Source organism: Nonomuraea sp. NPDC049419 (assembly GCF_040676995.1).
GTDB classification, from domain to species: domain Bacteria; phylum Actinomycetota; class Actinomycetes; order Streptosporangiales; family Streptosporangiaceae; genus Nonomuraea; species Nonomuraea salmonea.
The window spans coordinates 107,448-122,413 of record NZ_JBFAQB010000017.1; the positions used below are offsets into that span (position 1 = coordinate 107,448).

The 14,966-nt window shown below is 72.1% G+C and carries 15 protein-coding genes; 5 read left to right on the plus strand and 10 right to left on the minus strand.

Annotated elements, in window-relative coordinates; translation table 11 throughout:
• The first annotated feature begins 59 nt into the window (after positions 1–59).
• A complete protein-coding gene (locus AB0K12_RS36130) occupies positions 60–2,714 on the plus strand; it encodes a lantibiotic dehydratase (protein ID WP_364571488.1) in 2,655 nt (884 codons plus the stop codon).
• Between the two features lie 86 nt (positions 2,715–2,800).
• On the opposite strand, the gene AB0K12_RS36135 is transcribed toward AB0K12_RS36130, so the two are convergent.
• Together AB0K12_RS36135 and AB0K12_RS36140 are read right to left on the minus strand one after the other, a co-directional pair.
• Positions 2,801–3,922: a serine hydrolase domain-containing protein gene (locus tag AB0K12_RS36135; RefSeq protein WP_364571490.1), complete on the minus strand. Its 1,122-nt coding sequence runs from the start codon at positions 3,920–3,922 to the stop codon at positions 2,801–2,803.
• Positions 3,923–3,949: 27 nt separating this feature from the next.
• A complete protein-coding gene (locus AB0K12_RS36140) occupies positions 3,950–4,615 on the minus strand; it encodes a DUF4097 family beta strand repeat-containing protein (RefSeq protein ID WP_364571492.1) in 666 nt (221 codons plus the stop codon).
• A gap of 228 nt (positions 4,616–4,843) precedes the next feature.
• Here AB0K12_RS36140 and AB0K12_RS36145 point away from each other — a divergent pair, with 228 nt between their 5' ends.
• From AB0K12_RS36145 to AB0K12_RS36155, 3 genes are all read left to right on the plus strand, one after another.
• Positions 4,844–5,563 carry a helix-turn-helix domain-containing protein gene (locus AB0K12_RS36145; protein WP_364571494.1) on the plus strand — a complete coding sequence of 240 codons (720 nt, stop codon included), beginning with the start codon at positions 4,844–4,846 and terminating at the stop codon, positions 5,561–5,563.
• Between the two features lie 67 nt (positions 5,564–5,630).
• Positions 5,631–5,885, plus strand: a complete 255-nt coding sequence (locus AB0K12_RS36150) for a VOC family protein (protein WP_364571496.1) — start codon at positions 5,631–5,633, stop codon at positions 5,883–5,885.
• Positions 5,886–5,961: 76 nt separating this feature from the next.
• On the plus strand, positions 5,962–7,212 hold the full coding sequence (locus AB0K12_RS36155; protein WP_364571498.1) for a hypothetical protein: 1,251 nt from the start codon (positions 5,962–5,964) through the stop codon (positions 7,210–7,212).
• Positions 7,213–7,389: 177 nt separating this feature from the next.
• Here AB0K12_RS36155 and AB0K12_RS36160 read toward each other — a convergent pair whose 3' ends face one another.
• From AB0K12_RS36160 to AB0K12_RS36175, 4 genes are all read right to left on the minus strand, one after another.
• Positions 7,390–7,716, minus strand: coding sequence for an antibiotic biosynthesis monooxygenase family protein (locus AB0K12_RS36160; protein WP_364571500.1), 327 nt, complete (start codon positions 7,714–7,716; stop codon positions 7,390–7,392).
• A gap of 98 nt (positions 7,717–7,814) precedes the next feature.
• On the minus strand, positions 7,815–8,063 hold the full coding sequence (locus tag AB0K12_RS36165; RefSeq protein ID WP_364571502.1) for a hypothetical protein: 249 nt from the start codon (positions 8,061–8,063) through the stop codon (positions 7,815–7,817).
• Positions 8,060–9,316 (minus strand): mannitol dehydrogenase family protein, encoded by a 1,257-nt coding sequence (locus AB0K12_RS36170; protein ID WP_364571504.1) that lies wholly within the window; start codon positions 9,314–9,316, stop codon positions 8,060–8,062. Before AB0K12_RS36170 ends, AB0K12_RS36165 begins: the two co-directional genes overlap by 4 nt.
• The gene (locus AB0K12_RS36175) at positions 9,313–9,651 is read right to left on the minus strand and encodes a Gfo/Idh/MocA family oxidoreductase (RefSeq protein ID WP_364571506.1); all 339 of its coding nucleotides are present in this window, start codon (positions 9,649–9,651) and stop codon (positions 9,313–9,315) included. The genes AB0K12_RS36170 and AB0K12_RS36175 overlap by 4 nt, the downstream gene beginning before the upstream one ends.
• Before the next feature lie 294 nt (positions 9,652–9,945).
• Between AB0K12_RS36175 and AB0K12_RS36180 the strand changes: the two genes are divergently transcribed.
• Positions 9,946–10,935: a LacI family DNA-binding transcriptional regulator gene (locus tag AB0K12_RS36180; RefSeq protein WP_364571508.1), complete on the plus strand. Its 990-nt coding sequence runs from the start codon at positions 9,946–9,948 to the stop codon at positions 10,933–10,935.
• A gap of 118 nt (positions 10,936–11,053) precedes the next feature.
• Here AB0K12_RS36180 and AB0K12_RS36185 read toward each other — a convergent pair whose 3' ends face one another.
• From AB0K12_RS36185 to AB0K12_RS36200, 4 genes are all read right to left on the minus strand, one after another.
• Positions 11,054–12,544 (minus strand): altronate dehydratase family protein, encoded by a 1,491-nt coding sequence (locus AB0K12_RS36185; protein WP_364571510.1) that lies wholly within the window; start codon positions 12,542–12,544, stop codon positions 11,054–11,056.
• The gene (locus AB0K12_RS36190; RefSeq protein ID WP_364571512.1) at positions 12,541–13,758 is read right to left on the minus strand and encodes an amidohydrolase family protein; all 1,218 of its coding nucleotides are present in this window, start codon (positions 13,756–13,758) and stop codon (positions 12,541–12,543) included. The genes AB0K12_RS36185 and AB0K12_RS36190 overlap by 4 nt, the downstream gene beginning before the upstream one ends.
• A 108-nt stretch (positions 13,759–13,866) precedes the next feature.
• A complete protein-coding gene (locus AB0K12_RS36195) occupies positions 13,867–14,646 on the minus strand; it encodes a glucosamine-6-phosphate deaminase (protein ID WP_364571514.1) in 780 nt (259 codons plus the stop codon).
• A 152-nt stretch (positions 14,647–14,798) separates the two neighbouring features.
• The gene (locus AB0K12_RS36200; RefSeq protein ID WP_364571516.1) at positions 14,799–14,939 is read right to left on the minus strand and encodes a hypothetical protein; all 141 of its coding nucleotides are present in this window, start codon (positions 14,937–14,939) and stop codon (positions 14,799–14,801) included.
• Positions 14,940–14,966: the final 27 nt, after the last annotated feature.

Genomic DNA, 14,966 nt, shown 5'->3' on the forward strand with positions numbered 1-14,966 from the left:
CGATCCCGGCCCGGCGCCTCACGGCCGGGCCGGGTGCTCCCGGAGTGCGAAGGAGACCGATGAGCTCAGGGGAGGCGTCCGCCCTGCTCGTGGGCGTGACGGGCGACGCGGTGGTCCGCGTCGCGGGACTGACGACGGCGGTGCTCGACTGGATCCGTTCGCCGCGCCTGACCGAGGCGCTCGACGACGTGCTGGCCCGCCGTGACGGGCTGCGCACGCAGGGACGCGCGCTCGCCGACGCGCTGCACCCCGTGATCGGCGGCCTGCCCCGCGACCGCGTACGCCCGCGCGTGATCGGCCTGCGCCGGGCCCTGCACGCCGGGCGGCGACCGGCCGCGCGCGAATGGACGCCGGAGATCGCCGCACGCCTGCCGTCGGAGGTGTCGAGCGGGATCGCGGACTGGCTGGCCGGCACCGCCGCCCTCGCCGCCGTCGAGGAGAGCCTGCCGCAGGTCCTCGCCGCCGAGCGGGAGTGCGGCCTGAGCGCGCTGCTCAAGGCGGCGACCGACCCGGTGTTCCGGATCGCGCTCGGCGGGACGAGCCCCGTACTCGCGGCCGAGCTGGCGAAGTGGATCGCCGACCCCGGCAGAACTCCCAGGCCGGGCACCACGACGACCCTCGCCCGCTACCTGGCCCGCGCCGCGACCAAGACCAGCCCCCTGAGCACGTTCGCCACCAGCGGCCCCGTGCGGTGGCGCGCCGGCGGCCCGGCCGTCGAGACCGTTCCGGCCGATCGCTCCGGCGCCTTCGAGCTCTCCTACTACCACATCCGCGAGAACATCGCCGCCTTCGTCCTGGACCACGCGGCCGATCGGGCGCCGATCGCGCTCAACGCCTCCACTCAGCGCCTGGGGGAGCAGATCGTCTTCCTGCGCGGTCTGGGCATGCTCGGGCTGCTCGGCGGCGAACGCTTCTGCGCCATCCCCGCCCGACCGTCCGTCCTCGCCCTGATCGACGTGCTGGGCGAGGAGCCCGGCGGACTGCCCCGCCCCGTCCTCCGCGACCGCCTCACCTCGGGGGACACCTCCCTGAACGACGAGCTGGACGCCTTCGTCGACCACCTCCTGGACGCCGGCCTCCTGGTCCGCGGCCTCCCCCTCACCCACCCCCACGAGGTCCTCGCCGGCGCCGCCACGTGGACCCGGCCGTCAACCGGCCTTCCTGACGCTTCGGCGGCTGTTCCGTCGCCCGCCCTGGCCGGCGCTTTGGAGCGGGCGGCCGCCGCGCTGGGGGCGCGGCCCGCGGCCGACGACGCCGGCTTCTACCGGGCGCGCCGCGAGACGGTGGTGAGCAGGCTGCGCGAGCTGGCCGCCTTCACCACACCGGGCAGCCCGCACCACGCGATGTTCACCTCGCTGACCGCCGTCAACGTCCGCGACACCGCGGTCGCCGCGGAGCCGCCGGCCGCCTGCTCGGTACGCACCTGGCAGCCGGTCGCCGGCGACCTGGACGTGATCCGCCGATGGATCGCCCCCTTCGCGCCACACCTCCCCGCCAGGCTGGCCCTGACCGAGCTGTTCGGGGAGCGGCTGCGCGAACGCGGCCCCGTCCCCGTGCTGGCGTTCTACCGCGAGTACCAGTGGGCCATGACGGAGATGGACGAGGTCGGCGCCGAGCTGCGCGGCACCGTCCTCGCGCCGTCGGCCCGGCACCCCGAGGACAGCGTGCTCGACGGGGTACGCCGGCTCGCCGGCGTGATGGCCACCGCCCTCGCGGCCCTGACCCCGTACGAGACCGGAGGGGCCGGAGCCGTCGCCGTGCCCGTCGAGGCGCTGCGGGCGGCGATCGCCGCCTACCCCGCGTGGGTGCCGGAGGTGCGATCCATCAGCGCCTACGTCCAGCCCGCCGACGGTCTGGGCGTGGTCAACGCGCTGGGCACCGGCTTCGGCTCCGTACGCGCCCGCCTCGACCACCTGACCGGCCGCCGGGACCCCGGCGTGGAGGACCCGGGCACCGGCCCGATCCACGCGGAGTTCGGCAGCCGGTTCGGCATCTCGCTCAACGACCACCGCCGCTGCCTCCCGTTCCAGCTCGGCGGCACCCCCAACCTGCTCGGCGACGGCGGCGCCCGGCTGCGGATCCAGGACCTCGTCGTCCGCCTGGACGAGCGGACCGGCCTGCTCGGCCTGGCGACGACCGGCGGGCGCGAGGTGCGCGTCGTGCACACCGGCGCGGCCGCGCGCGAGTTCCTGCCGCCGTTCTCGCTGCTGCTGACGGTGCTGTCCGGCGAGGTGCCGCCTCTCACGATCCTGCCGCCGCACCCGTCCCGCACCGCCCCGCGTGACGGCCGCCGCGACTGGCCCCGCCTGGTGACGGGCTCACTGGTGATCGGCCGGGCCCAGACCAGGTTCCCGGCCGGCGAGGTGCCGCTGCCCGGCCAGGGCGAGGAGGAGAGCCGCTTCCTCCTGCGGCTGGCGGAGTGGCGGCGCGCGGAGGGCATCCCCCGAAGGTGCTTCTTCCGCACCCGCCCCGACCCCGACGACATGGACGAGACCAAATCCCCGGTCTCGTGGACTCAGGCCCAGGAGAAGTGGCACAAGCCCATGTACCTCGACTTCGACAGCCTTCTCCTGGTACGCGGCTTCGTCGCCGCCCTGCGCCGCCCCGGCACCGCACTGGTGACCTTCGAAGAGGCCCTGCCCGACCCCTCCGCCGTGGAGGGCGGCGATCACCACGTCGCCGAGCTGGTTCTGGACATCACCGCCGCCCCATGAGCCACACCCTCGCCGTCCTCGGCATGAGCGGGGATACGAAGGCGGCTCGGCGGATGCTCGCCGGCCGCCCGGCACGGCCCGGTTCTCTATGATCCGCAGCTCGACGAAGCCTTCTCCTGAGGCGCGTCGAACACCTCCCTGACGAGCCGCTCCGTCGCCTTCTGGAACGCCGGGCCCAGGGAGAGCGTGGGGTCGTCGGTGTAGTTCAGTGCGGCGGTCAGGGTCCTGGCGCCGTCGGGCGTGCTGTACATGAGCGCCGCGTGGCCCGCGATGCCGCCGTTGTGGTTGATGACGGTGCCGCCGCCCTGCGTGGTCTGGACGAACACCCCCAGGCCGTAGCCCGCCCCGGGGATGCCGGTCGGGTGCGGCGCGCACATCTCTTCGAGCAGCGCGTCCGGCAGGAGCCTGCCGCCCACCAGCGCGGCGATGAACGTCTGCAGGTCGCGAGTGGTGGAGATCATGTCGCCGCCGCTGGAGATCCAGGAGGGGTTGTGCCGGGTGACGTCGACCGTCCCTTGCTCGGATCGGTAGTAGGCATGGGCGTACGGCTCGGGGACGTCGACCTCGTCGGACGGCTGGACGGTGCCCGTCAGGCCGAGCGGGTCCAGGATCAGCCGCCGCATCTCGTCGGCCAGTGGGCGGCCGGTGACCTTCTCGATCAGCAGCCTGGCCAGGACGTAGTTGGTGTTGGAGTACCTCCAGTCGGTGCCCGGCTCGAACCTGGCCGGCTTCGACAGCGCCAGCCGTACCAGCTCCTCCGGCTGGAAGGTCGTGAACCGGGCCGCCACCCACTCCTCGCCCGAGGTGGTGGCGGGGCTGCCCGGCACGTACGTGCCGTCGGGGTCGAAGTCGCCGGTGAAGTTGAACACGCCGCTGGTGTGCTGCAGCAGCATCCGTACGGTGATCCGCGGGTCGAGCCCGAACCCCGCCAGGCGCCCGGCCACCGGATCGTCCAGCCCGAGCCTGCCCTCGGCCACGAGCCGCAGCACCACGGTCGCGACGAAGGTCTTGGTGTTGCTGCCGATCCTGACGTGGCCGTCGACCGGCGGCCCGGCGCTCCCGCCCAGCTCGGCGGCCCCGGCGGTGCCGACCCATTCGCCCTGCTCGTCGTGGACGCGCAGGGTCACCCCGATGAAGCCCGAGTCGATCATCTCCTCGATGATCTGCTGCAACTGGGGGCGGGCCTGGGCGGAACGCGTGATGGACATGGTGCTCCTTCGGTGAGACGGGTGGCTTTACAGGCTGCGGGCGGTGATGTCGCCGTACGCGGTGGTCGCGTGGATGGTCAGGTCGGCGGCGCCGCTGTTCGTCAGGGAGTTGTTGATGCGGCCGTACGTGGTGCCGGCGTCCAGCGAGGCCGAGGTGCCGCGGGCGGCGCCGACCTCGATGTCGCCGTGCTCGGTGCGCAGCGTGACGGTGCCGCGTACGGCCTCGGCGACGCGCAGGTCGCCCTTCAGGGTGCTGATCCGCGCCGGGCCGGTGAGGCGGCCGACGGTGACGTCACCGGCCTGGAGCGTCAGGTCGGCGCTCGCGGCCTCGTCGAGCTTGACCGTGCCGCTCGCGGCGGTGTAGGACACCTCCCCGAGCCGCCCGACGCCCCGGAGGTCGCCGGCGGCCGCCTTCGCCTCGACCCGCGAGCCGGCGGGCAGCTGCACCGTCACCTCGACGGAGCCGGAGGGGCCGAAGAACTGGTTCTTGGGCTCGGGGGTGTGGATCCGCAGGACGCCGTCGTCGTAGGTGACCGCGGTCTCCTCGGCGGCCTTCACGTCGCGGCTCTTGGAGGCGTCCGCGGGCCGGACCTCGACCGTGGTGTCGGCGCGGTCGGCGGCGACGAACGTGATGTGCCCGGCGGCGATGTCGAGGACCGTCGAGATGGTGGCGGGGGTGTCGAAGCGCTGCATGGTGTTGCTCCTCTTGTCCGTTCGTTTCCGACGAACGAAAAGCTACGTTGCTTTCCAAATTCTGACAACACAATCGTTGCTCTAGGACGGAGTATTAGCAGCTAGTAGCCATGAAATCATTGCAACCGCCTTGAATCTAACGCAATGAACGCGACCCTGTTGCGTTGCAACAGATCAGCGATGAACGCTATGGTGTGCGGACACCGCGGATCACGGAGGAGGCCCACGATGCCGGGCGGCAGACTCACCCAGCAGGAACGCCAGCAGATCGCACTGGGCCTGGCCGACGGCCTCGCCTACGCCGAGATCGCCCGCCGCCTCGACCGCCCGACCTCGACCGTCACCCGCGAGGTCATGCGCAACGGCGGCCCCACCTCCTACCGCGCCGACCTCGCCCACCTCACCGCGGAACGCCGCGCCCACCGCCGCAAGAAGCCCGCCACCCGCGCGCCGGGCGCGGCCCCGCAGCCCGACGGCCGCGACACCGAGGCCGTACGCGAGTACGAGGAGACCTTCACCACCGTCTTCATGCAGTCGGGCCTGCCCAAGATGACGGCCCGCCTCCTGACCGCCCTCTACACCACCGACAGCGGCAGCCTCACCGCCGCCGAGCTGGCCGCCCACCTCCAGGTCAGCCCGGCATCGGTGTCGAAGGCGGTCACGTTCCTCGAGAGCCAGGGCCTCATCCGCCGCGAGCGCGACGAACGCCGCCGCGAACGCTACGTCGTGGACGACGACGTCTTGTACCAGTCCACGATGGCCAGCGCCCACTCCATCGCCCACCTGGGCGAGATCGCCCGTCAGGGCGTCGGCATCCTCGGCCCCGGCACCCCGGCCGCCGCCCGCCTGGAGAACATCGCCCGCTTCGTCGACTTCGTCGCGGAAAGCATCACCCGCGCCGCCGGCCAGGCCCGCGAAATCCTCCACACCAAACCCACCGAACGGTGATCGGTGCTGTCGGTGGCAGCGCGTGGCATCGCCGGGCATCCGACTGGGCTCACACGAAAGGGAAGACATGGAGACGGAGCTGCAGGTCGCGTTCGACTGTGCCGATCCGCAGCGGGCCCCCGAGTCCAAGGCCACGAAGAACCGGCTCCACCTCGACATCCGGGTCTCGAAGGGCCTCACCGGCGACGAGCGCAAAAGCCGCATCGAGGAGGAAGTGACCCGCCTGACGAAGCTCGGCGCCACGGTCGTCGAGCGCCGCACGCCGCCGGAGCTGTGGGTGGTGACGGCCGACGTCGAGGGCAACGAGTTCTGCGTGATCTGAGACCGTCGCGGGGACTGTCGGTGGGGTCGGCCATACTTCGCCGGGTCAGGTGATCACGAGGTGAGGGTGGCGGGCGATGGCGCGGTTGTTGCGGAGTCTCGATGACGAGGTCTACGTCGAGTACAACTCGATCGGGCTCGACGGCACCGACCTGCCGGCCTGGGGGTCGCCCACCGAGGAGATATACCACTTCACCGCGGCCGTCCGGCTCGAGTCCTGGGACGCCGAGCCGGAGCCCGCGCACGGCTCGTGGACGCCGGTCAGCTCGTCGACGTTCGTCGCGGAGAGCGGGGTGGTCGCCGTCCTCGCGTCGATGGACGGCAGAGGGCACGACTTCCTGATCGGGCCGCCGCACTTCGAGTACGGCGTCCAGATGCACTTACGCGAGCCCCGGCCGGGCGACGGGCACGGCACGGGCGAGTGCGACGAGACGTGGCTGCTGAGGTTCTGGCCGATCCGGGACGTCTTCGACCCGATCGTGCACGCGGCCCCGTTCTCCTACATCGCCCGCGGCGTCCTCTACTACTCGATCGACCTCGAGCCCGAGCAGCTCGTCCAGCCTCCGTCGCGCCGGGAGGCGCCGGTGCCGGTCTCGGCGGCGGCCGACTGGGCGTCGCTGCGGGCCGAGCCCGACCTCGACACCTTCGACGGCTGGCTGCGTCAGGTCCACCGCCTGGCCGAGAAGGAGGGCGTCACCGTACACGCGTGGCTGCGCGAGAAGGGGCTCGACATCGAGGACGGCGCCGACCTCACGGCGGCGACCTGCATGCCGCCGGGCATGCGTGCGGGCCGGTACGCCGATCCGCTGCTCGACCGCTACTACGCCGAGCAGCGGCACCGGAACCCGCTGTCCGGGCAGGACCCCGACGAGGACCGGCTGCGCGAACGCGCCGACGCCGACCGCATCGCCAAGGAGCTGTGCCGCGCCGGCACGCACACGTTCTCGGTGCCCGTCGAAGGCCGGGGCGGCCTCTACCTGCGGCCGGGCGTCAGCCGGCGCGTGTGGCGGTGGGAGGACGACTACCTGGGCGGCGAGCTCATGGACGGCGGGCTGACGGTGGACCGGCAGGTGCTGGCCAGGAACCCGTGGACCAGGCAGGTCCTCGTCTCCGGCATCGTGACGATCCTGTGCCCCGACCCCGACAGGGGCGCCTCCGGCGACACCGTCCGGTACCGCGTACGCGATGCCGAGCCGCACGAGGCGGCCAGGGTGCTGTGCGCGGAGGCCACCTGGGAGGAGGACCCGGAGCATCGGCGGGCCCTGGACGAGGTGGCCAAGCAGAAGCTCATCGAGCTGCGCGCGACCTACCGGAGCCGGGAGGGCTGAGCGGCGAGAACCCAGGTGAGCGCCGCCGGGGTCGGCGATCGACCGCGCCCGAGCACGGGGCTGCACGCTGGTGCAGCTCACCAGCAACAAGCGCCGCACCGGCGCCCACCGCTTCTACGACTCCCTCGGCTTCACGAGGAGCCACGACGGCTTCGAACTGCCCCGCTGACCCCCGGCTCAGGCGGCCGGGGAGTCTGACGAGGCCAGGCCCGCGCCACCCAGCAGATCCAGCTCGATCATCTCGGCCGACTGAACGAGCCGCATCGCCGCGGCAGCCTCCGGACTACCGGCCACCTGCTGCAGAGCGTCGTCGAGGTCGGCCTGACTACGCCAGAGCTCGGTCACCCAGATGGTGTCGGGCGCATCAGTCTGCCGATTGACCAGGTACAACTCACACCCGGCCACTCCCTTCAGAGCGTTCGCGGCCCCGAGCAACAGCTCGGCCAGCTCCGCCCCCTGCCCATCCTGAGCGACGAACTTCCCATATCGCGTGACCTTCTCCATAGCGCCCGAGCTTACGCGGTTCTCGGTGCAGGTCGCCGGTGCTGGTCCTGACGCAAAAGGAAGGGGCCCTGCGTCGAGGGGCCCCTTCCTGGCGAGCGTCAGCCGCAGCGGGTCCAGCCGGACTGCCAGCTGTCGCCGGCGCCGGCGCCGTTCGAGGCGACGCCGCCCCACGAGACGCACGTGCCCTTGGCGCTCACCTTCACGGGACCGGCGTAGATCTTGTAGAAGTCGGTGTCGTCGATCCGGCCGCCGCCCTGCTTCTGGATGGAGGCGCCCGTGGTGCTGAGCCTGCCCTGGTACTTGCCGGCCTTCCAGGTCACCACGCAGTTGGTGCTGGGGTGGTTCATGCGCGGTTCAGGGTTTCTCGGACGCCGTGTTCTGCGAAGTCGGACAGTGTGGCGCGGAGGTGGGTGACGAAGTCCGGGTGGTCGGCCAGGTCGGGGGCCACCTCGGCGAGCAGGCGTCGGGGGGTGTGGGCCAGGCGGCGGAGGTCCTCTGCCCGGGGATCGTTGACGTCCACCGGGCGGCCTGCGTCGTCTACGGAGACGGTGACGTGTCTCAGCCAGGCGGCCACCGCCAGGCAGGTCCAATGGGGGAAAGCGCCGGCGGACAGGCGGTCGCGGGCGGTGCCCAGAAGGCGGATCGGGACCTTCAGGGAGCCGTCCATGGCTATTTGGGCGCAGCGGTGGCGCAGCGCGCGGTTGCGCATTCTGGTCACCACCTGCTCGCCGTACGAGGGCAGGTCCACGCCGGGAGGCGGGGTCAGGGTGGGCAGGACGTCCTCAGCCAGCAGTCGCTCGGCGAGGTGGGCGAGTGACGGGTCGTCGAGGGCGTCGGCGATGTACTCGTGGCCGGTCAGCGCGCCCGTGTAGGCGAGCGCGCTGTGCACGCCGTTGAGCACCCGCAGCTTGGCCCGCTCGTACGGCTCCACGTCCGCGACGAACCGCGCCCCCGCCCGCTCCCAGGAAGGCCGCCCACCGGGGAAGTCGTCCTGGAGCACCCACTGGCTGATCGGCTCGGCCACCACGGCCGCCAGGTCAGGCCGCCCGGTCAGCCGTTCCGCGGTCGTGAGGTCGTCGGGGGTGGTGGCGGGCACCATCCGGTCCACGACGGTGGCGGGGAACGACACGCCTTCCGGCACGTTGCCGCAAGCGTGCTGCACGGCTGCACGTACGCGGGCGCCGTTGGCGAGCAGGTTGTCGCAACTGACCACCGCCACAGGACCGGCACCGGCGGCGGATCTGCGGGACAGCCCGGCCGCCAGCAGGCCGATGGGGCTGCCGGGCGCGGTGTCGGCGTACGCCTTCTCGGTGATCGTGAGCGTGATCACCCGGACCGAGGGGTCGGCGACGTACCGGATGACCTGCTCGGCCTCGGTCGGCGCGTGCAGGGTGCGGCGGATGGAGGTGACCTCGGTGGCGGAGACGCGGTCGCCGTCGCGTACCAGCAGGGTGTAGCGGTGGTCCTGGGCCCGCAGCGCGCGCACGACGTCGGGGGAGCGCGGCGCGACGGCGCAGATCGTCCAGCCGTCGCCCGCCTCCTGCGTGTGGACGGCCTGGTGGGCGCGGTGGAAGGCGCCGAGGCCGAAGTGCAGGATCATGACAGGAGTCCGGGAATGTCGTCGAGGTCGCGGGCCGGCGCGGCCACGACGGTGCCGACATGGGTGTGGTCGGGGGAGGCGACGATCACGATGCCGGGCGCCGGGTCGTCCACCATGCGGTCGAAGTCGTCAGGCGCGTACCAGGCCGGCGGCTCGTGTCCGCCGGGCGGCACCGAGTGGTCGAACGCCGCCACCCTTGCCCGGTCGGGGTCCATCACGCCGGCCAGGGTGTCGCCGCGCTCGATGAGCGGCAGCACGAAGCTCGTCAGCCCTCGGCTGGACAGCCCGCACATGACGTACCGTTTCATACCGCTCGCCTCCGCAAACGCAGTCATGGGATCCTCCTCGGTTCCTGTGTCATGATGCCGAGAGCGGTCATGAAATTGCAACAAACGATTGCAGAAGGCGTGTCGTGGACGACCCGGCGGCGATCAACAGCACCCGGGGTGATGGTCATTACGGCTCATCGACGCGCTCGGCGTACCGGAGAAGCGGGAGAGAGGTGAGGAAGAAGGCGCGGCAATCGATGGCAGCAATAGCAGCATGATCCTGCAATCGCAGTCGGCCTCGGCCGGTCCGCGCCTGCGATATGGTCGCCTTCGTTGCAGCAAACCAGGAGGGCCAGGCACATGCCAGTCACGCTTGCGGACGTCGCTCAGGCAACGGGGCTGTCCGCGTCGACCGTCTCGCGGGCGCTGTCCGATCCCGACAAGGTCAACGTGCACACGCGCGAAAGAGTGCGCCGCGCGGCCCGCGAACTGGGCTACGTCCCCAACCAGACGGCCCGCTCGCTGATCTCGGGGCACCACGACATCCTCGGCCTCATCGTGCCCGACATCGCCAACCCGTTCTTCCCGCCGATCATCAAGGCGATCCAGGCGCGGGCGGGCCTCAAGGGCAAGACCGTGATCATCACGGACGTCGACGAACACCCCGGCGACGAGGTGGAACGGGCGCAGATCCTCCGCAAGCGGGTGGACGGGCTCATCATGGTCTCGCCGCGCACCGGCGACGAGCGGCTCGCCGAGCTGGCCAGGCTCAAGCCCATCGTGTTCGTCAACCGGCGGGTCGAGGGCGCGGCCAACGTCCTGGTCGACAACGCCGACGGCATGATCGAGGCCGTCGAGCACCTCACCGCGCTCGGCCACCGCAAGCTCGCCTACCTCAACGGGCCACGGCGTTCGTGGTCCAACGCGCAGCGGCGCAAGGCCGTCGTCGCGGCCTGCCTGGCGCAGGACATCGAGCTGGTCGAGTACGGCCCCTTCGAGCCGCAGGTCCAGGCCGGGGTACGGGCCGCCGACCTGGTGCACGCCGGCGACGTCACCGCGGTCATCGCCTACGACGACCTGATCGCCCTCGGCCTGATGACCCGGTTGGCCGAGCGCGGCGTACGGGTCGGCCAGGACCTCAGCGTGATCGGCATCGACGACAGCCCGATGTCCGGCATGGCTTACCCGACGCTGACCTCCATCCACGTGCCGGGCACGGAAGCCGGGATGGCCGCCGTCGACCTGCTCCTCGACATGATCGCCAACCCGACGGACGAGGCACCTCCGGTCGTCCAGCTGGAAACCCGCCTGGTGGTCCGCGGCTCCACCACCCCGGCCCCCACCACCTGACCATCGGCCTTCCAGGGCGGACGCGGCGTCGAAGGGTGAGGCGTCGTGCCGGTCCTGTCATGCGACGGACGCGGGGCGAGAGGCCGCGGGGTCGTTCCGCGCGACCTCCCGTCCGGGGTCACATGACGGCGCCGAGTTGCCAGGGGGCGAACTCCTCGTCGCCGAAGCCGAGCAGTTCGCTGGCCGTCTGCCGGCCAGATGCGGTGGCCAGGATCAGGTCGTAGATGGCGCGGCCGATCTCATCGATCGTGGCTTCGCCTGTGGCGATCGGGCCGCAGTCGATGTCCATGTCGTCGCGCATGCGGCGGTAGACGTCGCTGTTGGTGGCGAGCTTCAGGCTCGGGACCGGTTTGCAGCCGTAGACGGAGCCGCGTCCCGTGGTGAAGCAGACGATGTTCGCGCCGCCGGCCACCATGCCGGTGACCGAGACGGGGTCGTAGCCGGGAGTGTCCATGAAGGCGAGGCCGGGCTGTCGTACGGCCTCGGCGAAGCCGTGGACGCCGGTCAAGGGCGCGCTTCCGGCCTTGGCGACCGCGCCGAGCGACTTCTCCAGGATCGTGGTGATCCCGCCCTCCTTGTTGCCCGGGGACGGGTTGTTGTCGAGGGAGCCGCCGTGCCGCGCGGTGTAGTCGCGCCACCAGTCGATGCGGTCGAGCAGCGCCCGCGCGACCTTCTCGTCCACGGCCCTGGCCGCGAGCAGCCGCTCGGCGCCGTAGATCTCCGGCGTCTCGGCCAGGATCGCCGTGCCGCCCTGCGCGATCAGCAGGTCGGCGGCGACGCCCAGCGCCGGGTTGGCGGTGATGCCGGAGTAGCCGTCGGAGCCGCCGCACTTGAGCCCGAGCACCAGGTGCGAGGCGGGCACGGGCGTGCGGGTCACGTCGAGCACGGGCAGCAGCTCGCGGATGGCCTCGACGCCCTTGCGCACGGCCGCCGCCGTGCCGCCCGCCTCCTGGATGGTCATCGTCGCGATCGGGGTGCCGGTGGGCAGGTCGAGCTCGGCGATCTGGTTGACCTCGCAGCCGAGGCCGAGCACCAGCAGCGCGCCGAAGTTGGGGTGGGCGGCGTAGCCGGACAGCGTACGGCGCAGGAGGTCGAGCCCCTCGCCGTCGGAGGCCAGCCCGCATCCGCTGCCGTGGGTGATGGCGACGACGTCGTCCACGTGCGGGGCCGCGTCCAGCACCCCTGAGCGGCGGGTCTGGTCGGCGATGAGCTTGGCGACGGTCGCCGAGCAGTTGACCGAGGTGATGATGCCGACGTAGTTGCGGGTGGCGATCCGGCCGTCGGGACGCACGATGCCCTGGAACGTCTCGGGCTCCTGGGGGACGACCGTCCCCGGCGTGGGGACGACCTCGGCCCGCTCGGTGTCGTGGAAGCCGAGGTTGTGCGTGTGCACGTGGCGGCCGGGTGCGATGGGTTCGGTGGCGTGCCCGATGACCTGGCCGTACTTGATGACCTCCGCCCCGGGCTCGACGGCGGTGAGGCTGACCTTGTGGCCGGGCGGGACGTCCTGGGCCGCCGTGAGCCCGTACCCGATGGGGTCGCCGGGGGCGAGCCCGTCGAGCGTGACGGCCACCGTGTCGCCCTCTCGCAACCGGATGACTCTGGTCATGCGCTGTTCCCTTCTGTGCCGATCCACCTGCCGCGCAGGACGGTCGCCCACGGATGGAAGCCTTCGTCGAAGACGGCGAGGTCGGCGTCGGCGCCGGGCGCGATCACACCCTTGCGGCCGGTCAGGCCGAGCACCCGCGCCGGCGTGGCGGTGGCGGCGGCCACGGCCTCGGGTACGGGCCAGCCGAGGTCGCCGGTCAGGTGGCGGAGCATGGCGGGCAGCGCCGAGGTGGATCCGGCGAACGCGTCCGCGCCCACCACGAGCCCGACGCCGTCGCCGACCTCGCAGGTCACGGTGCCGAGGCGGTAGCGGGCGCCGCGCGGCAGGCCGGTGCCGGGCGTGCCGTCGGAGACCACGCACAGGCGCTCGCCCACGCAGCGGCGGGCGATCTCCAGCAGCGCAGGCGGCAGGTGGCGGCCGTCGGCGATCACCTCGGCGGTCAGGTGGTCGGCGGCCAGCGACTCCTCCAGCAAGCCGGGCAGCCGCCACGGGCCCTGCCTGATCGTGCTCGACTGGCCGCTCCACAGGTGGGTGACGTGGGTGAGCCCGGCGTCGACGGCCGCGCGCAGGTCGTCGCCGCGTGCCTCGCTGTGACCTGCGGCGACGACGACCCCGGCGGCGGCGAGGCGGGCCGTGGCCGCGACGGCGCCGGGCAGCTCGGGGGCGAGCGTGATCATGCTGAGCACGTCGCGGTGCTCCAGGAGCACGCCGACGTCCGCGGTGGTCGGCGGGCGCAGCACGGCGGGGTCGTGCGCGCCGCACTGCGCCGCCGCCAGGAACGGCCCTTCCAGGTGGACGCCGAGCAGCTCCGCGCCGCCCTCGACGGTACGGTCCACGCCGCCGAACCCGGCCAGCGACTCCTCCAGCCGCCCGACGGACGCCGACACCAGCGACGCCTGTACGCTGGTGACTCCTTGCCCGGCCAGGCCACGCAGCACCGCGACCCCCTGGCCTGGTCCCTCGTCGAAGCACGCGCCCGCGAACCCGTGCACGTGCAGGTCGATCAGCCCCGGCGTGACCAGCCGCCCACCGACGTCGATCACCTGCCCGTCGGCACGGCTCCCGCGCGCCGCCACCGCCGCGACGCGCCCACCCGAGACGACCACGTCCACGTCATCACGAACCCCCTCGGCCAGCACCACCCGGCCACCGGTCAGGATCACGTCCACGTCACCACGCTTCGGAAGGGGGCCGCCGGTCAGGGTCGCGTCCACGTCACCACGCTTTTCGGATGGGGGCCGCCGGTCAGGGTCGCGTCCGTGGCGTCGCGGACGCCCTCAGGAGGGATCACGTCGGCGACGCCTTCGCACCGGAGCACCCGATCACCGTGGCAGGTCGAGCTTGCCGGCGGAGTCGCAGTCGAGGAACAGGGTGGCGTGGGGGGTGCGGCGGAGGATCGTGGCGGGGCAGGCGGGTGAGATCGGGTCGGTGAGGGTGGCGGCGACGGCGGCGGCCTTGCGCTGCTCGGGGACGCACACCTGCACCGACGCGGCCGCCAGCAGCGCGGGCACGGTGAGTGAGATCGCGGTGGCGGGCACGTCGGTGACGGTGGCGAAGTGGCCCTCGCCGACCTGCTGCTCGCGCGAGCGCTGCGTCAGCGTGATCACCCTGGCCCACCGCTCGTCGTCGAAGCGCGCCTGGTGCGGCTCGTTGAAGGCCAGGTGGCCGTTCTCGCCGACGCCCATGCACACCAGGTCGAGCGGCAGCGTACGCAGCTCGGCCTCGTAACGGGCGCACTCCGCCTCGGGGTCGGGGGCGTCGCCGTGGATGTAGTGGACGGCGGCGGGCGCGAACGGGTCCTCGATGCGCTCCTTGATCCACCGGCGGAACGAGGCGGGGTGGTCGGCCGCGATGCCGACGTACTCGTCCATGTGGAAGACCGTCACCCGATCCCACGGGATCTCCTGCTCGCGCAGCGCGTCGGTGAACGCGTACTGGGAGTTTCCCGTGGCTATGACGACGCGGGCGGCGCCGCGCCGCGCCACCGCTTCCCCGATGGTCGCGGCGGCGCGCTCGGCCGCGGCGCGGCCGAGGTCCGCCTCGCTCGGGTGAACCTCGACGGGCAGGCTGTCCGCCGTGAATCGGGTCAGTGGGGTGGACAAGGTGCTCCTCCTCGGGCCAGGCGTACACCACCATACTGCAAACGTATGCAGCACTTGCAAGGAGAAGCAGCGATCATCCCGGGGACGATTGGGGTGATCTCGGTGGAAGCGATTGCCACACGAGCGTCCGTGCGGCAATCGCTGCAAGCCCGCTACGGGCGGCGCGCGTCCGTCCGCCGGAGTTCGTGCCTGATGGCGAGCCTGATCGTCCAGTAGAGGAAGAAGAGGACGACTGCCGCTGGAATGACCCAGTAGAACAGCAACATCATCACTTCGGCCAACCCGATGTTCATCACGTCGCTCCTCCTCTGGACGGCAGG

Excerpts from the sequence above, each read along its gene's own strand:
- AB0K12_RS36130 (WP_364571488.1), top strand. The coding sequence starts at position 60 with ATGAGCTCAGGGGAGGCGTCCGCCCTGCTCGTGGGCGTGACGGGCGAC.
- AB0K12_RS36135 (WP_364571490.1), bottom strand. The coding sequence starts at position 3,922 with ATGTCCATCACGCGTTCCGCCCAGGCCCGCCCCCAGTTGCAGCAGATC.
- AB0K12_RS36140 (WP_364571492.1), bottom strand. The coding sequence starts at position 4,615 with ATGCAGCGCTTCGACACCCCCGCCACCATCTCGACGGTCCTCGACATC.
- AB0K12_RS36145 (WP_364571494.1), top strand. The coding sequence starts at position 4,844 with ATGCCGGGCGGCAGACTCACCCAGCAGGAACGCCAGCAGATCGCACTG.
- AB0K12_RS36150 (WP_364571496.1), top strand. The coding sequence starts at position 5,631 with ATGGAGACGGAGCTGCAGGTCGCGTTCGACTGTGCCGATCCGCAGCGG.
- AB0K12_RS36155 (WP_364571498.1), top strand. The coding sequence starts at position 5,962 with ATGGCGCGGTTGTTGCGGAGTCTCGATGACGAGGTCTACGTCGAGTAC.
- AB0K12_RS36160 (WP_364571500.1), bottom strand. The coding sequence starts at position 7,716 with ATGGAGAAGGTCACGCGATATGGGAAGTTCGTCGCTCAGGATGGGCAG.
- AB0K12_RS36165 (WP_364571502.1), bottom strand. The coding sequence starts at position 8,063 with ATGAACCACCCCAGCACCAACTGCGTGGTGACCTGGAAGGCCGGCAAG.
- AB0K12_RS36170 (WP_364571504.1), bottom strand. The coding sequence starts at position 9,316 with ATGATCCTGCACTTCGGCCTCGGCGCCTTCCACCGCGCCCACCAGGCC.
- AB0K12_RS36175 (WP_364571506.1), bottom strand. The coding sequence starts at position 9,651 with ATGACTGCGTTTGCGGAGGCGAGCGGTATGAAACGGTACGTCATGTGC.
- AB0K12_RS36180 (WP_364571508.1), top strand. The coding sequence starts at position 9,946 with ATGCCAGTCACGCTTGCGGACGTCGCTCAGGCAACGGGGCTGTCCGCG.
- AB0K12_RS36185 (WP_364571510.1), bottom strand. The coding sequence starts at position 12,544 with ATGACCAGAGTCATCCGGTTGCGAGAGGGCGACACGGTGGCCGTCACG.
- AB0K12_RS36200 (WP_364571516.1), bottom strand. The coding sequence starts at position 14,939 with ATGAACATCGGGTTGGCCGAAGTGATGATGTTGCTGTTCTACTGGGTC.